At 69.7% G+C, this 18561-nt stretch carries 20 protein-coding genes; 18 read left to right on the forward strand and 2 right to left on the reverse strand.

What is annotated here, in order from left to right:
- From ACWEOI_RS13460 to ACWEOI_RS13535, 16 genes are all read left to right on the forward strand, one after another.
- The gene (locus tag ACWEOI_RS13460) at positions 1–1797 is read left to right on the forward strand and encodes a nickel-dependent hydrogenase large subunit (RefSeq protein ID WP_452359771.1); all 1797 of its coding nucleotides are present in this window, start codon (positions 1–3) and stop codon (positions 1795–1797) included.
- A 30-nt stretch (positions 1798–1827) separates the two neighbouring features.
- A complete protein-coding gene (locus ACWEOI_RS13465) occupies positions 1828–2727 on the forward strand; it encodes a NifU family protein (RefSeq protein ID WP_452359772.1) in 900 nt (299 codons plus the stop codon).
- Positions 2724–3368, forward strand: coding sequence for a DUF5947 family protein (locus ACWEOI_RS13470; protein ID WP_452359773.1), 645 nt, complete (start codon positions 2724–2726; stop codon positions 3366–3368). Before ACWEOI_RS13465 ends, ACWEOI_RS13470 begins: the two co-directional genes overlap by 4 nt.
- The gene (locus ACWEOI_RS13475) at positions 3365–4015 is read left to right on the forward strand and encodes a DUF6084 family protein (RefSeq protein WP_433665985.1); all 651 of its coding nucleotides are present in this window, start codon (positions 3365–3367) and stop codon (positions 4013–4015) included. The genes ACWEOI_RS13470 and ACWEOI_RS13475 overlap by 4 nt, the downstream gene beginning before the upstream one ends.
- The gene (locus ACWEOI_RS13480) at positions 4012–5397 is read left to right on the forward strand and encodes a hypothetical protein (RefSeq protein WP_452359774.1); all 1386 of its coding nucleotides are present in this window, start codon (positions 4012–4014) and stop codon (positions 5395–5397) included. Before ACWEOI_RS13475 ends, ACWEOI_RS13480 begins: the two co-directional genes overlap by 4 nt.
- Complete coding sequence (locus ACWEOI_RS13485) at positions 5385–5504, forward strand: DUF6893 family small protein (protein ID WP_379277310.1); 120 nt, start codon at positions 5385–5387, stop codon at positions 5502–5504. The genes ACWEOI_RS13480 and ACWEOI_RS13485 overlap by 13 nt, the downstream gene beginning before the upstream one ends.
- 4 nt (positions 5505–5508) lie before the next feature.
- Positions 5509–5985 (forward strand): hydrogenase maturation protease, encoded by a 477-nt coding sequence (locus ACWEOI_RS13490; protein WP_433665987.1) that lies wholly within the window; start codon positions 5509–5511, stop codon positions 5983–5985.
- A 3-nt stretch (positions 5986–5988) separates the two neighbouring features.
- Positions 5989–6231 carry a HypC/HybG/HupF family hydrogenase formation chaperone gene (locus tag ACWEOI_RS13495; protein WP_357085517.1) on the forward strand — a complete coding sequence of 81 codons (243 nt, stop codon included), beginning with the start codon at positions 5989–5991 and terminating at the stop codon, positions 6229–6231.
- The gene (gene hypF / locus ACWEOI_RS13500) at positions 6228–8531 is read left to right on the forward strand and encodes a carbamoyltransferase HypF (RefSeq protein ID WP_452359775.1); all 2304 of its coding nucleotides are present in this window, start codon (positions 6228–6230) and stop codon (positions 8529–8531) included. The genes ACWEOI_RS13495 and hypF overlap by 4 nt, the downstream gene beginning before the upstream one ends.
- A gap of 17 nt (positions 8532–8548) precedes the next feature.
- Complete coding sequence (locus ACWEOI_RS13505) at positions 8549–8872, forward strand: HypC/HybG/HupF family hydrogenase formation chaperone (RefSeq protein ID WP_379277316.1); 324 nt, start codon at positions 8549–8551, stop codon at positions 8870–8872.
- Complete coding sequence (gene hypD / locus ACWEOI_RS13510) at positions 8869–9981, forward strand: hydrogenase formation protein HypD (protein ID WP_433665990.1); 1113 nt, start codon at positions 8869–8871, stop codon at positions 9979–9981. Before ACWEOI_RS13505 ends, hypD begins: the two co-directional genes overlap by 4 nt.
- Positions 9974–11053: a hydrogenase expression/formation protein HypE gene (hypE, locus tag ACWEOI_RS13515; protein ID WP_357085510.1), complete on the forward strand. Its 1080-nt coding sequence runs from the start codon at positions 9974–9976 to the stop codon at positions 11051–11053. Before hypD ends, hypE begins: the two co-directional genes overlap by 8 nt.
- 86 nt (positions 11054–11139) lie before the next feature.
- Positions 11140–11850, forward strand: a complete 711-nt coding sequence (locus ACWEOI_RS13520) for a DUF6390 family protein (RefSeq protein ID WP_452359776.1) — start codon at positions 11140–11142, stop codon at positions 11848–11850.
- A 62-nt stretch (positions 11851–11912) separates the two neighbouring features.
- Complete coding sequence (locus ACWEOI_RS13525) at positions 11913–12464, forward strand: CAP domain-containing protein (protein WP_452359777.1); 552 nt, start codon at positions 11913–11915, stop codon at positions 12462–12464.
- Positions 12465–12507: 43 nt separating this feature from the next.
- Positions 12508–13509 carry a zinc-binding alcohol dehydrogenase family protein gene (locus ACWEOI_RS13530; RefSeq protein ID WP_452360138.1) on the forward strand — a complete coding sequence of 334 codons (1002 nt, stop codon included), beginning with the start codon at positions 12508–12510 and terminating at the stop codon, positions 13507–13509.
- Between the two features lie 29 nt (positions 13510–13538).
- Entirely contained in the window at positions 13539–14540 is a 1002-nt protein-coding gene (locus ACWEOI_RS13535) for a potassium channel family protein (RefSeq protein WP_452359778.1), read from the forward strand.
- A 31-nt stretch (positions 14541–14571) separates the two neighbouring features.
- On the opposite strand, the gene ACWEOI_RS13540 is transcribed toward ACWEOI_RS13535, so the two are convergent.
- Entirely contained in the window at positions 14572–15366 is a 795-nt protein-coding gene (locus ACWEOI_RS13540) for an ABC transporter permease (RefSeq protein ID WP_452359779.1), read from the reverse strand.
- Positions 15366–16427 (reverse strand): ABC transporter ATP-binding protein, encoded by a 1062-nt coding sequence (locus ACWEOI_RS13545; RefSeq protein WP_452359780.1) that lies wholly within the window; start codon positions 16425–16427, stop codon positions 15366–15368. Before ACWEOI_RS13545 ends, ACWEOI_RS13540 begins: the two co-directional genes overlap by 1 nt.
- A gap of 359 nt (positions 16428–16786) precedes the next feature.
- On the opposite strand from ACWEOI_RS13545, the gene ACWEOI_RS13550 reads away from it, so the two are divergent.
- Together ACWEOI_RS13550 and ACWEOI_RS13555 are read left to right on the forward strand one after the other, a co-directional pair.
- Positions 16787–17041, forward strand: coding sequence for a universal stress protein (locus tag ACWEOI_RS13550; RefSeq protein WP_452359781.1), 255 nt, complete (start codon positions 16787–16789; stop codon positions 17039–17041).
- Positions 17038–18555, forward strand: a complete 1518-nt coding sequence (locus ACWEOI_RS13555; RefSeq protein WP_452359782.1) for a bifunctional aminoglycoside phosphotransferase/ATP-binding protein — start codon at positions 17038–17040, stop codon at positions 18553–18555. The genes ACWEOI_RS13550 and ACWEOI_RS13555 overlap by 4 nt, the downstream gene beginning before the upstream one ends.
- Positions 18556–18561 lie beyond the last annotated feature (6 nt).

Genomic DNA, 18561 nt, shown 5'->3' on the forward strand with positions numbered 1-18561 from the left:
ATGACTCAGATCATTCCGGAACCCTCACATCGCCTCATCGAGCCCGATTCGCTCGTGGAAATGGCGTGGGATCCGATCACCCGCATCGTCGGCAGTCTGGGCATTTACACCAAAATCGATTTCGCGAATCGCGAAGTGGTCGAATGCCACAGCACGTCGTCGATCTTCCGCGGCTACTCCATCTTCATGCGCGGCAAGGATCCGCGTGACGCGCACTTCATCACCAGCCGCATCTGCGGCATCTGCGGGGACAATCACGCCACCTGCTCGTGCTACTGCCAGAACATGGCCTACGGCGTGAAGCCACCGAACCTCGGCGAATGGATCGTGAATCTGGGCGAGGCCGCCGAATACATGTTCGACCACAATATCTTCCAGGAGAATCTGGTCGGCGTGGACTTCTGCGAGAAGATGGTCTCCGAGACCAATCCCGGCGTGCTCGCGCTGGCGGAGAAGACCGCCGCGCCGCACTCCGACGCGCATGGCTATCGCACCGTCGCCGACATCATGCGCGCGCTCAATCCCTTCACCGGCGAGTTCTATCGGGAGGCGCTGCAGGTCAGCCGGTACACGCGAGAAATGTTCTGTCTCATGGAGGGACGTCATGTCCACCCGTCGACGCTGTATCCCGGCGGTGTGGGAACCGTGGCGACGATCCAGCTGATGACCGACTACATGACGCGGCTGATGCGGTACGTGGAGTTCATGAAGAAGGTCGTGCCCATGCACGACGACCTGTTCGACTTCTTCTACGAGGCCCTGCCCGGCTACGACAAGGTCGGTCTGCGGCGCACGCTGCTCGGCTGCTGGGGCTCCTTCCAGGACCCCGAGTTCTGCAACTTCTCCTACCGTGACATGGAGGACTGGGGTCGGCACATGTTCGTCTCACCGGGCGTGGTCGTGGACGGCAAGCTCCTCACCACCTCGCTGGTCGACATCAACCTCGGCCTCCGAATCCTGCTGGGCAGTTCGTATTACGAGGACTGGACCGATCAGGAGATGTTCGTGACCCAGGATCCGCTGGGCAATCCGGTGGACCGGCGGCACCCGTGGAACCAGCACACCAACCCTCAACCGCAGAAACGCGATCTGGAGGACAAGTACAGCTGGGTGATGTCGCCGCGCTGGTTCGACGGCACCGACCATCTGGCCCTCGATACCGGCGGCGGACCGCTGGCCCGGCTGTGGGCCACCGCGCTGGCCGGGCTGGTCGACATCGGCTATGTGAAGTCCACCGGCCACAGCGTGCAGATCAACCTGCCCAAGACCGCCCTGCGCGGGCCGGTCGAATTCGAGTGGAAGATACCGGCTTTCGGCTCGAACACCATCGAGCGGAACCGGGCTCGCACTTATTTCCAGGCCTACGCTGCTGCCTGCGCCCTGCATTTCGCGGAGCAGGCGCTCGTCGAGATCCGGGCGGGCCGGACCAAGACCTGGGAGGCGTTCGAGGTCCCCGACGAGGGCATCGGATGCGGATTCACCGAAGCGGTCCGCGGGGTGCTGTCGCATCACATGGTGATCCGCGACGGCAAGATCGCCAACTATCACCCGTACCCGCCGACGCCCTGGAACGCGAGCCCGCGCGACAGCTTCGGCACGCCGGGTCCCTACGAGGACGCGGTGCAGGGTCAGCCGATCTTCGAGGAGAACGACCGGGAGCACTTCAAGGGGATCGACATCATGCGCACCGTGCGCAGTTTCGATCCGTGTCTGCCGTGTGGCGTGCACATGTACCTGGGCGGTGGCAAGTCGCTGGACCTGCTGCACTCCCCCACCCAGACGCCCGTCACCCAGTGACGAGGACACCGACCGTGAGGAGGGACATCGATGGGAGACGATCGTCCGGCGGCGCGCGACGACCATTGGCGGCACGCCGGCGACCGGATCGAAGACCTCCTCGACGCGAGCTCCGCGGGCGGGCCGATCGCCCGCGAGCGCGCCGAACAACTCGTCGGTGAACTCGTCGAGTTGTACGGCGCCGGGCTGCACCGGATCGTCGAATTGCTCGCCGACGACGCGGTGCAGCGGCTGGCCGCGGATGAACTGGTGGCCAGTCTGCTGATCGTGCACGGGCTGCATCCCGACGACGTCCCCACCCGGGTGCGCGCCGCGCTCGACAGCGTCCGCCCCTATCTCGGCTCCCACGGCGGCGATGTCAGCCTGGTCCGGGTCGAGGACGGTGTGGTGTGGCTGGAGCTCTCGGGCAGTTGCCGCGGCTGCCCGTCGTCCTCGGTGACCCTGGAACTGGCGGTCGAGGAAGCCGTCCGTGCCGCGGCGCCGGAGATCGAGCGCATCGAAGTCGTTGCCGCGCAGACCGATTCGACCGCGGCCGTGATTCCGGCCGAGTCCCTGTTCACCCGGGTGCACGCCGCGCCCGCTGCCGACTGGGTCGCGGTGCCCGAGCTGGCGGAACTGCGTCCGGGCGAGGTCGCCGGATACGAGGTCGCCGGGCAGGCCCTGCTGGCCTGCCGCGTCGGCGACAACCTGCTGGTGTACCGCGACACCTGCCCGGCGTGCGGCGGCTCGCTCACCGGCGCCCAGCTGCATCGGCGGCCCGGGTACCCGGTCGGCGACGCCGTGCTGCGCTGCCCGTCCTGCCGGGCGCACTACGACGCCGTGCACGCCGGGGACCGGCTGGACGGCGAGGGCCACCTGCGGCCCCTGCCGGTGCTGCTGCGCGACGGCGTGCCCACGGTGGCGGTGCCCGCGCTGGAGCCCACCGCATGAGCGCCTCGTTCTCGGTGCTGCGCCGACTCGCGAACCGGCCCGATCCCGGACCGGCCGGTGAGCGCTGCGAGATGTGCGCCGAGCTCATCGGCGCGCCGCATCGGCATGTGGTCGATGTGGAGAGCCGCCACCTGCAATGCGTCTGCACCGGTTGCTATCTGCTGTTCACCGAGCCGGCGGCGGCGCTGCGCTACCGCGCGGTCCCGGACCGGTATCTGGCGTTCGGGCAGACCGCGATCACGGCCGCCGAGTGGGACGCGCTCGAGATTCCGGTGGGTCTGGCGTTCCTGTTCGCGAATTCCGCGCAGGGCCGGACGGTCGCGTTCTATCCGGGCCCGGCGGGCGCGACCGAGTCGGAATTGCCGCCCGAGCACTGGCGGGACCTGTTGCGCAACCATCCCGAGCTCGACGTGCTGGCCGACGATGTCGAAGCGTTGCTGATCCGGATGCCCGGCAGCGCCGGCCGCGAGAGCCCCGGCGATTGCCTGCTGCTGCCCATCGACACCTGCTACGAGTTCGTCGGTCGAATGCGGTTGCTGTGGAAGGGATTCGACGGCGGCTCCGAGGCCCGGCACTACATCGACGAGTTCTTCGCCACCATGAACGCCCGCGCTCTCGCCCGGGGCGGTGGGCGGCCGTGAGCCCCGCCTACTCGATCACCTTCGCGGTGCTCGACATCAAACCCGAGCCCTACGCCATCGGGCCGACGCTGTCGGCGCGCGTCGGGATCGCGGCGCTCGGCGAGGAACCGGTGCACGCCATCGCCTTACGGGCCCAGGTTCGCATCGAACCCAATCGGCGCGCCTACACCGAGGCCGAGGGCAGCGGGCTGCTCGACCTGTTCGGCACCCGCGACCGCTGGCACGACACCCAGCGAACGTTCCTGTGGATGCACACCACGACGACGGTGCCCGGCTTCACCGGCGGCGCCGAGGTCGATCTGCCGCTGCCGTGCACCTACGACCTCGAGGTGACCGGATCGAAGTACCTGCACGCTCTGCGGGACGGGACGGTGCCGCTGCTGTTCCTGTTCAGCGGGACCGTGTTCTTCAAAGGCGCGTCGGGTTTCTCGGTGCAGCAGATCCCGTGGGATCGCGACGACCGCTTCAACATGCCCGTGTCGGTGTGGCGGCAACTGATGGACACCCACTACCCCGACACCGGCTGGGTGCGGATGCGGCGCGAGACCGTCGACGCCCTCACCGCCTACAAGTCCGGGCACGGATTCCTCGACTACGACCAGGCGGTCACCGAACTGCTGTCGGCCCCGTCGCGGGAGCCGTCGTGAGCGGGCACGAGCCCGGCAGCGTCCGCGACCAGGCGCGGGCGGTCGCTGATGCCGTGCTGTACGAGGGCTACCTGCTGTACCCGTATCACGCGAACGCGCGAAAGAACCAGTCCCGCTGGCAATTCGGGGTCCTGGGTCCCGAGGGCGCGGACGCGGCGGGCTTCGGTGAGGAGTCCGCGCTCGCCGCGCAGTTCCTGGTCGACGCGGGCCCCGCCGCGACCCTGCGCCTGACCGTCCGGTTCCTGCAACTGCAACGCCGCACCGTCGAGGACGTCACCGGGCAAACGGTGCCGGAACTACGCGCGGGCGCACGAGTCTGGACCGGCTGGGACGAGGCCGTCGAGCAGGAGATCGACTCGGGGCCGAGACCGTTGTCGGACAACACGTTCCGCATCGACGTGGACGGCGGGGTGGACATCGAGGACTTCGCCGACGACGACGGCACCCCCTTCGGCAGCCTCGTGCGCACCCGCCGCACCCTGACCGGCCTGGCCGAGACCGTCGTCGAGCCGGTCGGCCGCTATCAGCGGATCAGCGTCACCGTCCGCAATCTCGGTGTCCCCGCGATCGACAAGGACGACGCCGTCACCCGATCCTTCCTCGGCGCGCACGTGCTCTGCGAGCTGCGCGGCGGGGTCTTCCTGTCGCTCATCGACCCGCCGGAGGACGCCGTCGACGCGGCCGAGGCCTGCACCCAGCGCCGCTGCTTCCCCGTGCTCGCGGGTCCCGAGGGCACCGAGGACCTGCTGCTGATCTCACCGATCATTCTCTACGACCATCCCCGCATCGCCGAGCAGAGCGCCGGTCCGCTGTTCGATTCCACCGAGATCGACGAGATCCTGACCTTGCGCGTGCTCACCCTCACCGACGAGGAGAAGGATCAGGCCCGGGCCACCGATCCGCGCGCCGGCGAGCTGATCGACCGCTGCGAGGCCATGACACCCGAAGGCATGCAGGGGCTGCACGGACTGCTCCGCGACGACAGCCTGCTGCGCGACGACAACCAGCTCGTGGACGCCGTACCGGGATCGCCACGCGTCCTGCCCGCCCTCGACCCGGACACCCCGTGGTGGGATCCGTTGTCCGACAACGCCGTCGACCCCGACTCCGACACGGTCGTGATCGGCGGCACGCCCGTCGCCCGGGGCAGCCGGGTGCGGTTGCATCCCTCCCGCCGCGCCGACGCGCAGGACCTGTTCTACGCGGGCCGCACCGCGCGCGTCGCCTCGGTGCACGAGGACGTCGACGGGCAGCTCCACCTGGCGGTGGTCGTCGAGGACGATCCCGCCGCCGAGATGCACGAATGGTACGGCCGCTACCTGTATTTCGCGCCCGACGAAGTCGAACCGATCGAGAAAGGAATCCCGCCATGGAAATCGTAGGTGTGATCGCCGTCGTGCTCGTGGCCCTGGCAGCGCTGTTGGTGGCAGCGGTCGGCATCCGGTCGATACCGGATGTGCGCCGATACTTGCGAATCCGGCACATGTAGCGGGGTGATTCCCACGACGAGAGTGCTGGTCGCCGGCATCGGCAACATCTTCCTCGGAGACGACGGGTTCGGCTCCGAGGTGGTGCGGCGCATGCCCGCGAGCAGCGAACCCGAGGTGCGCGTGACCGATTACGGCATCCGCGGCCTGCACCTGGCCTACGACCTGCTCGACGGCTGGGACGCGCTGGTGCTCGTCGACGCGCTGCCCGACCGCGGCGCGCCCGGTCAGGTGGACGTGTTCCACGCCGATCCGGGCGGCGGCGCCGTCGGTCTCGACGCGCACGCCATGCACCCGGACGCGGTCTTCGCCGTAGTGCGGGCGATGGGCGGAACCATCCCGCCGACGGTGATCGTGGGCTGCCAGATCAGCTCGGTCGCCGACCGCATCGGCCTGACCGAACCCGTGGCCGCCGCGGTGGACCCCGCGATGGCCGCCGTCGAATCCGTGGTGACCGCGCTGCGGCACCCGCAGGAGGTGTGAGCGATGTGCCTGGGCATCCCCGGCCGCGTCGTCGGACCGGTCGAGGGCTATCACGGTCAGATCGCGCTGGTCGACGTCTCCGGCGAGCAGCGGACCGTGAATGTCGGCCTGCTGGAGGACGATCCGGCCGGTCCCGGCGACTGGGTGATCATCCACATGGGGTTCGCGGTCGAGAAGACCGACGCGGCCGGGGCCGCCGCCGCGCTGGCGGGGCTGCGGCTGATGGGGTCGGGTGAGGAGCCGTGACCGGGGCCCGGGTCCGGCGGCGGATCATCGTCGGCGGCGTGGTGCAGGGCGTCGGGTTCCGGCCCTTCGTGTACACCACGGCGGCCGAGCTGGCGCTGACCGGATCGGTGTGCAACGACAGTTCCGGGGTGGTCATCGAGATCGAGGGCGCGGCGGACGGCGTGGACGCCTTCGTCGCGCGCCTGCGGGACCGCCCGCCGCCGCTGGCGGTCGTCGAGACCGTCGAGCAGACCGCGATCCCGGTCCGCGGCGGGACCGGATTCCACATCGCCGGCACCACCCGGGGCGAGGGGCGCACCCTCGCGTCGCCCGATGTCGCGATCTGCGCGGAATGCGCCGCCGAACTCCAGGATCCGGCCAACCGGCGCTACCGGCATCCGTTCATCACCTGCACCAACTGCGGCCCGCGGTTCACCATCATCGCCGCGCTGCCCTATGACCGCCCGCAGACCTCGATGGCCGGATTCGCCATGTGCGAGACCTGCGCGCGCGAGTACGCCGATCCCGGCGACCGCCGCTTCCACGCGCAGCCGATCGCCTGCAACGAGTGTGGGCCGACCCTGACCTTCTCCGACCCCGAGGCCGGGGAGCCGTTGCGTGCGGCACGGAACATGCTGCGCGACGGCGGAATTCTGGCTGTGAAGGGCATCGGCGGCTATCACCTGGCCTGCGATGCCGCCGACAGCGCCGCGGTGACGGAGCTGCGCCGCCGGAAACGTCGCGGCGACAAGCCTTTCGCGGTCATGGTGCCCGATCTGGCGACCGCCGCGGCCATCGCCGAGGTGGATGCGACGGCCGCCGCCCTGCTCACGGGCCCGGCCCGGCCCATCGTGCTGCTGCCGCGCCGGACCTCCGCGTCCGAGGACCCCGACGCGCCGCCGCTGCCCGTGGACGCGGTCGCGCCGCACAACCGCGATCTCGGGGTGATGATCGCCTACACGCCGCTGCATCTGCTGCTGTTCGGTCTGCCCGGCGACGCCCCCGGCCCGCGCGTACTGGTGATGACGTCGGGCAACCTCGGCGGAGAACCGATCTGCCACACCGACTCCGACGCCCGGGAACGACTGTCCGGGCTCGCCGACGCCGTCCTGTCCCACAACCGCCCGATCCTGGTGCCGTGCGACGACTCGGTGGTCAAGGTGGTCGACGGCGTCGAGGTGCCGTTCCGGCGCTCGCGCGGCTACGCGCCGCTGCCGCTCGCCCTGCCGATGCCCGCCGCGCCGACCCTCGCCGTGGGCGCGGACCTGAAGAACACCTGCGCTGTCGCCGACGGCCGCTACGCCTGGCTGAGCCAGCACATCGGCGACATGGACGACGTCGCGACCCTGCGCGCGTTCACCGCCGCCGAAAGGCATCTGGAGAAACTCACCGGCGTCGCCCCGCAGCAGCTCGCCGCCGACGCCCACCCCCGCTACCGGTCCACCGCCTGGGCCGCCGAACACGCGGGCACCCGGCCGATCCGGCTGGTGCAGCACCATCACGCGCACGTGGCGGCCGTCATGGGCGAGCACGGCCTCGACGCGAGCGCGACCGTCCTCGGATTCGCCTTCGATGGCACCGGTTACGGGCCCGACCGCGCCATCTGGGGCGGGGAGGTGCTCGCCGCGAGCTACAAGGGTTTCCGCCGCCTGGCGCACCTGCGCTACGTGCCGCTGGCGGGCGGCGACCTGAGCGTGCAGCGGCCGTATCGAATGGCGCTGGCGCACTTGCGGTCCGCGAACCTGGACTGGTCGCCGGATCTGCCGTGCGTCCAAGCCTGCCCGCCGCGCGAGCGGCAGGTGCTGGCGCATCAGCTCGACACCGGGCTGGGCTGTGTGCCCACCTCCAGCATGGGCCGATTGTTCGACGCCGTCGCCTCGCTGTGCGGGGTGCGGCACGAGGTCGACTACGAGGCGCAGGCCGCCATCGAATGGGAGGGCCTGTCCCGTGACGCCGACCCGGGCGAGGTCGCCTACCGGTTCGCCCTGCCTGGCAACCCCGACGACGAGACGGCCGCCATCGATCCGGCGCCCGTGCTCGCCGCGGTGATCGCCGATGTGCGCGGCGGGGTGCCCGCCGATGTCGTCGGCGCGCGGTTCCACGCGGGCGTCGCGCATCTGGTCCTGGATCTGGCGTTACGCTACGGCGATCCGGAGCAACCGGTCGCGTTGTCCGGCGGCGTGTTCCAGAACGCGCTGCTACTCACGACCGTGCTGCGGCTGCTGCGCGAGCACGGTTTCCACGTCCTCACCCACCATCGCGTGCCACCCAACGACGGTGGGATCGCGTTCGGTCAGTTACTCGCCGTCGCGGCGAGCTGAGCGGAAGGAGAACAGCGATGTGCCTGGCAGTTCCCGGCAAAGTTCTCAGCGTCCACGAGCGGGACGGCACGCGGATGTCGGTGGTCGACTTCGGCGGCGTCCAGAAGGATGTCTGCCTGCAGTACATCCCGGACATCGCCGTCGGCGACTACGTGATCGTGCACGTCGGCTTCGCCATCCAGCGGCTCGACGAGGAGTCGGCCATGCAGACGCTCGCCGAGTTCGAACACCTCGGCGTGCTGAAGGAGGAATTCGGCGACGGATTCGCGATCGCCGCAGCCCAGGCCGGAGTGGCCAACCCGGACACCACCCCGACCGCCGATCCGGAGGTGACACCATGAAATACCTCGACGAATTCAGTAATCCGGAACTGGCGAAGCTGCTGCTGGATCGGATCCGCTCCACCACCACGCGGCGCTGGTCGATCATGGAAGTCTGTGGCGGGCAGACGCATTCGATCATCCGCCACGGCATCGACCAACTGCTGCCGGAGCAGATCGAGATGATCCACGGCCCCGGCTGCCCGGTCTGCGTGACCCCGCTGGAGTTGATCGACAAGGCGCTGGCCATCGCCGCCCAGCCGAATGTCATCTTCTGCTCGTTCGGCGACATGCTGCGCGTGCCGGGCAGTTCCAAGGATCTGTTCCGGATCAAGAGCGAGGGCGGCGACGTCCGCGTCGTCTACTCACCGCTCGACGCGCTCGAACTCGCCCGCGCCAACCCCGACCGTCAGGTCGTGTTCTTCGGCATCGGGTTCGAGACCACCGCGCCGGCCAACGCCATGACCGTCTACCAGGCGCAGAAGCTCGGCGTGCACAACTTCTCGCTGCTCGTCTCGCACGTGCTGGTGCCCCCGGCGATCGCCGCCATCATGGAATCGCCGAGCTGCCGGGTCCAGGCCTTCCTGGCCGCCGGGCACGTGTGCACGGTGATGGGCACCGCCGAATATCCGCCGCTGGCCGAGAAGTACCGGGTTCCGGTGGTGGTCACCGGATTCGAGCCGCTCGACATTCTCGAGGGCATCCGGCGCACCGTGGACCAGCTCGAACACGGCCGCCACGAGGTGGAGAACGCCTACCGCCGCGCGGTCACCGCCGAGGGCAATCCGGCCGCCAAGGCCATGCTCGAGGACGTCTTCGAGATCACCGATCGCGGCTGGCGCGGCATCGGGGTGATCCCGCAGAGCGGCTGGCGGCTCTCGCCGCGCTACCGCGAGTTCGACGCCGAACACCGGTTCGCGGTCAGCGATCTGCACACCGAGGAATCGCCGATCTGCCGGTCGGGCGAGGTGCTGCAGGGCCTGATCAAACCGCACGAGTGCGCGGCCTTCGGCAAGGAGTGCACACCGCGTAATCCGCTCGGCGCCACCATGGTGTCCTCCGAGGGCGCCTGCGCGGCCTACTACCTGTACCGGCGGCTGGACCTGCCCGCGGAGGTGGCTCATGCCTGACGTGGTCGGAACCGGCAATGGCGCCGTCGATTTCGAGAACTGGGTGTGCCCGATGCCGTTACGGGACTCACCCACCATCGTGATGGGGCACGGTGGTGGCGGCGCGATGTCCGGCGAGCTGATCGAGCATCTGTTCCTGCCCGCGTTCGGGGCGGCGGCGCAGGCCGGGCTCGGCGACTCGGCGGTCGTGACGGTCGGCGAGACCCGGCTGGCGTTCAGCACCGACTCGTTCGTGGTGAAGCCGTTGACGTTTCCCGGCGGATCCATCGGCGATCTGGCCGTCAACGGCACGGTCAACGATCTGGCGATGTCGGGCGCGCGGCCGCTGGTCCTGTCGACGGCGTTCATCCTCGAGGAAGGCACGCCGCTGGTGCGGATCGCGGAAGTGGCGTCCGCCATGGGCACCGCGGCGCTGGGCGCCGGCGTCGCGCTCGTCACCGGCGACACCAAGGTCGTCGACGCCGGGCACGGGGACGGCATCTACGTCAATACCGCGGGCATCGGCGTGCTCGATCCCGGCGTCGACATCCGGCCCGAACTCGCCGCGCCGGGGGACGTGGTGATGGTCAGCGGGGAGATCGGATTGCACGGTGTCGCGGTACTGTCCTGCCGCGAGGGACTCGAGTTCGGGACCACCGTGTGCAGCGACACCGCTCCACTGCACGGTCTGGTCGCGGCGATGCTGGCGACCGGCGCGACCGTGCACACCATGCGCGACCCGACACGCGGTGGACTGGCCGCCAGCCTGAACGAGATCGCGCGCGCCGCGGGCGTGGGAATCGCGCTGGACGAGAACACGATTCCGATCCCGCCCGGGGTCCGCGACGCGTGCGGGCTGCTCGGACTGGATCCGCTGTACGTGGCCAACGAGGGCAAGCTGGTGGCCTTCGTGCCCGCCGCGGACGCGGATCGAGTGCTCGCCGCCCTGCGCGCGCACCCGCTCGGGGTGCACGCCGCGATCATCGGCCGCTGTGTGGCCGAGCATCCCGGCATGGTGACCGCGCACACCGCGCTCGGCGGCACCCGCGTCGTCGATCTACCCGCAGGAGAACAGCTTCCCCGCATCTGCTGACCCCCTACTCATGGAGGCCCGCCATCACCGTCCCCCACCCCGATTCCACCCGGTCCCAGCCACCCGCCCCGGGGGCCGGGGAGACGATGTTCGCGCGTTACGCCTACCCGCCGAACGCGCTGGGCTACTGCGGACCACCCGACACGACGGCTCTGTCCGACGGATCGCCCGCGCTGATCCGCGCCGCCGCCCGCCGCTTCACCGGCGCCTGGCCCTACCTCCAGGTCATGTCCGCCATGACCGGCATCGCCGACCCCCTCGACCTGCGCCTGGTCGAATCCTATTGGCACGGCGGCGGAATCGGATCGACCCTCGATCCGGCAGCCTTCTGCGCCGAACTGCTCGCCATCCTGGGCCCGGCCGCAGGCCTGTACTGGACCCACCTGACCCCCCGGCTCGCCCCCGAAGCCGCCCCCAACCACTGCTTCCACGTCTTCGGCGTCTACCCGTGGAGCCGCCTGCTCGGCACGGCGGCAACCCCCACCGCCCTGGAGGTCCTCGACAAATGCCGCATCACCCCGGCGCGCGTCGCGGCCCGCGACGGCTCCCACGTCCGACTGGAAGCCAGCCACCTGACCTGGGACGGCCACCACCTCGACCTGGGCCCACCCGGCACCCGCACCGCGACCCTCACCGCCGACGGCCGCCTGACGACGGACCCACGACCCGGCGATCACGTTGCCCTCCACTGGGATCGTCTGACGGCGCTGCTGGACAGCACCCAAACCGCGAACCTGACCGACAGCACCCTCCGACAGCTGGCCGCCACCAACCATCGCCTAGACATCGACACATAGCCGTGTCGGTACCGCCGACCGCTATCGAAACATCCGGGAGCAACACGACAATGGGAGCATCAGTGGTGTATTTCAAGCGATCCGCCACCGTCATCACCTGCGTGATGGCCGGGGCAGTGCTTTCCCATGCCACTGCCCTGTCGGACCCGCCCGTGTGGATCGGAACCGGCTCGTCCCAGGGACCCGACGTCGGTTCGGCGCAGCCGCCCGCTCCGTCCGATCCACAGACCGACGCGGCGCGAGCCGGTGTGCTCGAACTCGTGAACGGCGAACGCGCGCAGCACGGATGCGGCGCACTACGGCCCGACGCGCGCCTGCAGAACGCGGCACAACGCCATTCCGATGATATGGCCGCTCGCAGCTACTTCGATCATCGCGACCCTGACGGGTGGATGCCGCACCAGCGAGTCGTGGCCGCCGGCTATCTGTGGCGCACCATCGGCGAGAACATCGCCCACGGCCAGGCCGACGCCGCCGAGGTGATGGCCGAGTGGCTGTCGCGCCCCGGCCACCGCGGCAATATCCTCAACTGCGCGTACACCGATATCGGCATCGGAGTCCACTTCGGCGCCGACGGACCCTTGTGGACACAAGATTTCGGCGCCCCGCTATGACCCGCGACTCCGTCGACGCCGAAGGGGGTATCCGATGAACTCGATGCGAGCGTGGCGGGTGCGGAAACCGGGCCGGATCGACGGCGAGCCGTTGAAGGCGGAGCCCATCCCGGTGCCGGAGCCCGGTCCGGGCGAATTGCAGGCGCGGGTGCTCGCGTGCGGGGTGTGCCGGACCGATCTGCACGTGACCGAAGGCGACCTGGCCGTGCACCGACCCGATGTGGTGCCGGGCCACGAGGTGGTCGGTGTGGTGACCGCGCTCGGGCCCGACCCCGGGACCGAGTTCCACGTCGGTGACCGGGTGGGCATCGCCTGGCTGCGGCACACCTGCGGGCGGTGCCGGTTCTGCCGCCGTGGTGACGAGAACCTGTGCCCGCGTTCGCGATACACCGGCTGGGATGCCGACGGCGGCTACGCCGAGTACGCGGTGGTTCCCGCCGACTTCGCGTTGCCACTGCCGACGGGCTACGCCGATATCGAACTCGCTCCCCTGCTGTGCGCCGGGATCATCGGCTATCGGGCGCTGCGGCGCGCCGCGCTCCCGCAAGGCGGGCGGCTGGGGATCTACGGGTTCGGCGGCAGCGCGCACCTCGCGGCGCAGGTGGCCCTGGCCCAAGGCGCGCAGGTGCATGTCATGACCCGCGACTTCGCGGCCCAGCGGCTCGCGCTGGAGCTCGGTGCGACCTCCGCGCAGGGAGCGGTGGAACCGCCTCCGGAACAACTGGATTCGGCGATACTCTTCGCACCGGTCGGCGAGCTGGTGTTGCCCGCGCTCGAGGCCCTCGATCGCGGCGGCGTCCTCTCCATCGCGGGTATCCACCTCTCCGACATCCCGTCGCTGAACTATCAGCGACATCTGTTCCAGGAATGCGAGATCCGCTCGGTGACCGCGAACACCCGCGCCGATTCGCGCGAGTTCCTGGCCTTCGCCGGCGCGCATCACCTGGAGGTCATCGCGCACCCGTACCCGCTGGCGGAAGCCGATCGCGCACTGCGGGATCTGGCGCACGGGCGATTCGCGGGCGCGGCCGTCCTGGTTCCCTGAACCGGCGCCGGTACTGCCACACTGCACGGGTGACCCTGTTGCGCCGCGTCATTCGCGTTCTGTCGGCCTTCCTGCTGGTGACCGCCGTCGGTACGGTCGGCTACCGGTTGCTGGGTTTCGGATACCTCGACGCGCTGTACCAAACCGTCACCACGATCACGACGGTCGGTTTCCGCGAGGTCCATCCGCTCGGTCCCCTCGGCCAGGTATTCACCATGGCGCTCATCCTGTTCGGCGCGGGCACCGTGTTCTATATGTTCGGTGTCCTGCTCGAGGCACTCATCGAAGGTCATGTACACCAACACCTGGAACGGCGGCGCATGAACAACCGGATCGAACGACTGCGCGGACACGTCATCGTGTGCGGCTGGGGCCGCGTCGGGCATTCGACAGCGCAATACCTCAGCGGTCTCGGCAAGGAGATCGTGGTGGTGGATCGTGACCCGCAACGCCTGGAGAACCTCGAATTCCCGTACATCCTGGGCGATGTCACTGATGACGCCGTTCTGGAGGCCGCGGGCATCCGGCACGCCCAGGCCCTCATCGCCGCCCTGGACAGCGATGCCGACAATGTCTACGTCACCCTGTCGAGCCGGGCGCTGCGCGGCGATCTCATCATCATCGCCCGCGCCCGCACCGAGAGCTCCAAATCCAAACTGCTGCGCGCGGGCGCCAATCGCGCGGTCAATCCGCAGCTCATCGGCGGCCGCCGCATGGCCGCCTTCGCCCTGCAACCGAATGTCGCCGAATTCCTCGATGTGGTCATGCACGACGAGAATCTCGAATTCCGCATCGAGGAGATCGAGATCGGCCCCGACTCACCGCTGCTGGACCGCACCGTCGCCGATGCCGTGCCCCGGCACGGTGGCGGCGCGCTCGTCCTCGCCCTCCGCGCCGACGACGGCCGATTCGTCGCGAACCCCGTCGGCGACAGCCGGCTTCGGCTCGGAACCGTTCTCATCGCGCTCGGTACCCAGCCGCAACTCGATTCGATCCGTGACAGCACCCGGGCCACCGACGGGGCGAGGTGACCTCCCGACCGAACCGGCCGTCCAGGCTCCCTCACACCCCCGAGATGTCCCGGCGGGTGAACACCGGCACAGCCGCCGCCAGGAACACGACGGCGGCCGCGATCAGGGCGAGATGACCCAGGCGCACGCCACCGCCCATCGGGCCGTCGGCGAGCGCCTGGTGAAACGGCGACCACGGTCCCCACGGCCGCACCGCCTCCACGATCCTCGAGGCCGCGAACAGTACGTAGGCGCCGACGGCGGCGACACTCGCGCCTGTGAGGGCCACCCGCCGTCGGCCGGTGGCCGCGCCGATCGCCAGGGCCAATCCTCCGAACGGCGCGGCCAGTGCGATCATCGCGACCGAGCCGGTCGCGGCCGCGCCGATGCCGACCTGCATCCCGAACACCGCGGAACAGCCGATCACGGCGGCGAACAGGACGGCTCCGAGCACGGTGAGCCCGGTCAGCAGCACCGCGCTCTGCTCCAGCAGCAGGCGCGTCGGCGTCACCCGGGTGATCAGCAGCACCTCCAGCGTGCCCGACTCCTCCTCGCCCGCGATGGCGCGAGCGCCGCGCGAGATCGCGAACACCAGGAACAGGATGGGCAGCATCACGCTGTACAGCTCGGTATTGAGAAATCCGGTGCCGCTGGTGAATTCGTCGATCGCGAAGAGCTTGCGCAGGGATTCCGGATAGCTGTCCAGCATCTCCTTCAGGCCCGGGATGCGTGAGATCGACGGCCACAGCGCCGATTCCAGCAGCACCAGCGCGACGATGCCGATGCCCCAGCCGATCAGCCCGCGACGTTGATCACGCAGACACTTCAGATACACCGTGGCGAACATCAGCGATCCTGTCCGTAGTAGGTGAGGAAGACGTCCTCGAGGTCGGGTTCGTGGCTGACGATGTCGGACACGCCGTACGGGGCGACGACCTTCAGCAGCTCCGTCGTCGATCCGTCGACCTCGAGGTGCAGGACTTGGCCGGCGCCGCGCTCCACCGATCGCACCCCGTCCACCGCCCGCAGCAGCGTCGGATCCGGTAGCGCCGCATCGAAAGTCAGGTCGATCCGGCGCAGCGACTGCGCGGTCAGCTCGGCGACCGACCGCACCTCCACCAACCGGCCGTGACGCAGGATCGCGACCGTGTCCGCGACCGCCTGCACCTCCGAGAGCACGTGCGAGGACAAGAACACCGTGCGCCCGGAATCCCGGACTTCGCGCAGCATCGTCAGGAATTCCCGCTGGACGAGCGGGTCCAGGCCCTGCGTCGGCTCGTCGAGCACCAGCAGGTCCGGCTCGGTCATGAAGGCCTGCACGATGCCGACCTTCTGCCGATTGCCGTGCGACATGGCGCCGATCCGCACCGAGGTGTCGAGATCCAAGCGCTCGACGAGGCGCTCGAGCACCGCGGCTTCGACGCCGCCGCGCAACCGGGCGAGGTAGCTCAGGTACTGCCAGGCGGTCAGGTCCGGATAGGCGACGAACTGGCCTGGGAGATAACCGATATGGCGCTGCGCTCTCGACCGCTCGCGCACGACGTCGGCCCCGGCCACGGTGATCGAGCCGCGCGTGGGGCGCATCAGACCGACCAGCATGCGAATCGTCGTCGTCTTGCCCGCGCCGTTGGGTCCCAGGTAGCCGAAAACCACACCGGCGGGAACCTCGAGGCTCACCTCCGCCAGCGCGGGCGAGCGGCCGTAGGACTTGGTCAGGTCCCGCATCACGATCATCACCGGAGTCTGCCCGGGCCGCCGCGCGGTGGGCGGTAGCGGCACGCCACTCGGCGCCGAACCGTGGGGATGGTCCTTCGGGAATTCGCGCCGGTAGGAGGTCTGGGAGCCGTCCACCCCGACGACGATGGGCCACGGGTTCGAATCCGATCGGGGGGCCGCGGTGTCCGGCATGATTCCTCCTGGTCACGATGGATGTATCGAGCATCTCGCCGGCGCGGATCGGGTCCCAGAGACCAAGGTCACGGCCCGTCCGGGTCCTCGGGCTCCGATTCCGGGGGCAGCCCGGCCGTCCAGAGGCGCCGCGGCGGCTGCTGATCGGCGAGGTAGTCGCGGGTGGTGGCCGGCGGATGTCAGGACCGACATCGGCCACCTACTCGGGTTCCGGCGGGAAATGTTCTGACGCAGCCGATTTCACGCCCGGTCGGGGTCGAACGGTAGGGCACGGGGTAGTCCCCGGCCGGGACCGTCGTCGTCTCGGGAGGGACCGAAGTCCTCTGTTTCCCCGGCGACCCGAGCGCGACGCTGAAGGCATGGATACCGACTGCCAGCGCGACTTTCCCGACGTCGGATTCCGGCCGGTGACCGTGGTCGGTGATGTGCCGAGCGCGGTCGAGCGGTTCAGCGCCACCGCCCAGCTCGTGGTGGTCACCCACGATGGCGAGGCCATCGCGCCCACGCGGCTCGGCCGGACGACCCAGGATCTGGTCTGCCATGCGTCCTGCCCGGTGCTGGTGCTCCCCGACGGACCCGCCCCGGACGTGAACTCCGAAGCGGTCCAGCGATGACCGCCACGACCGAGCCGCCACTCGACAAGGCCGACCGGACCCAGCTCTCGCCGGAGATGCGAGAAACCCACACCGGGCTCGTGGTGCTGTTCGGCGACCGCGCGTACAAGGTGAAGAAGCCGGTCTCCACCGACTTCCTGGATTTCTCCACCGTCGTGGCCCGCGACCGCGCGCTGCGGCGGGAACTCGAACTGAACCGGCGCTGGGCCGCGGACGTCTACCTGGGACTGGCCCATCTCACCGATCCGCTGGGCGGACCGGCCGAACCGGTGCTGATCATGCGGCGCATGCCCGAATCACGTCGCCTGAGCACACTGGTGGCCACCGGGGAGATCGGACGCGATCACCTCGCCGAACTAGCCGTGATGCTGGCCCGATTCCACCGCACCGCGGCCCGCGGCCCCGCGATCGATCGCGCCGGAACACCCGACGCGCTGCGCCGGCGATGGGAAATTCTGCTGGACGGCTTGCGATCCCAGCCGCCGGACGAGCTCGAGACCGCAGTCGTCACCCGGATCGAGCGGCTGGCACTGCGATTCCTCGACGGCCGCGCGCCGCTGCTGGCGGGACGCATCGCCGCGGGCCGGATCCTCGACGGTCACGGCGATCTGCTGACCGAGGACATCTTCGCGCTGAGCGACGGATTCCGGATCCTGGACTGTCTCGACTTCGACGACTCCCTGCGCTACGTCGACGGTCTCGACGACGCCGCGTTCCTGGCCATGGATCTCGAATTCCGCGGGCGGACAGCGCTGTCGGAGGCCTTCCTCGACGAGTACCTGCGTGCCGCGGGCGATACCCCGCCCGCCTCGCTGCGCCACCACTACCTCGCCTACCGGGCCACCGTGCGCGCGAAGACCGATCGCATCCGGTCCGCACAGGGCGAACCGGAATACGCGGCCCACGCCCGCCGGCACGTGGATCTGGCGCTGCGGCATCTGGCAGCGGGCGCGGTGCGGCTGGCGCTCGTCGGCGGACTGCCGGGCACCGGAAAGTCCACCATCGCAGCGGCTTTGGCGCACGAGACCGGCGCGGAGGTCATCTCCAGCGATACCGTGCGCGCGGACCTTCGCGCTCGGGGAGCGATCACCGGAACCGCCGGCGTCCTGGACGAAGGGGCATACGTCCCCGAGGCGAAGGCGCTCGTCTACTCACGCATGCTCGAACTCGCGCACCACCGACTCACCCACGGTGTCTCGGTCATCCTCGACGCCGCGTGGATCGACGGGAAGGAACGCGCCCGCGCCCTGGCCCTCGCCACGCGGACCCATGCCGATCCGATCGAACTGCGCTGCGCATGCCCGCCGCCGATCGCCGCCGCCCGCATCGAAAGCCGCCCCCGCGGCGATTCGGACGCCACCCCGCACATCGCGAACGCCATGGCCGCCGGCGCCGCACCCTGGCCGACGGCCACACCGCTGGACACCACCGCACCGATCGACGCCACCATCGCACGGGCGTTGCTCGTGTGGAACGTGACCGGCACCGTGCGCGAAATTCCCCGAACCGCGTAGCTGACC

The sequence above is a fragment of the Nocardia sp. NPDC004340 genome (assembly GCF_053602575.1).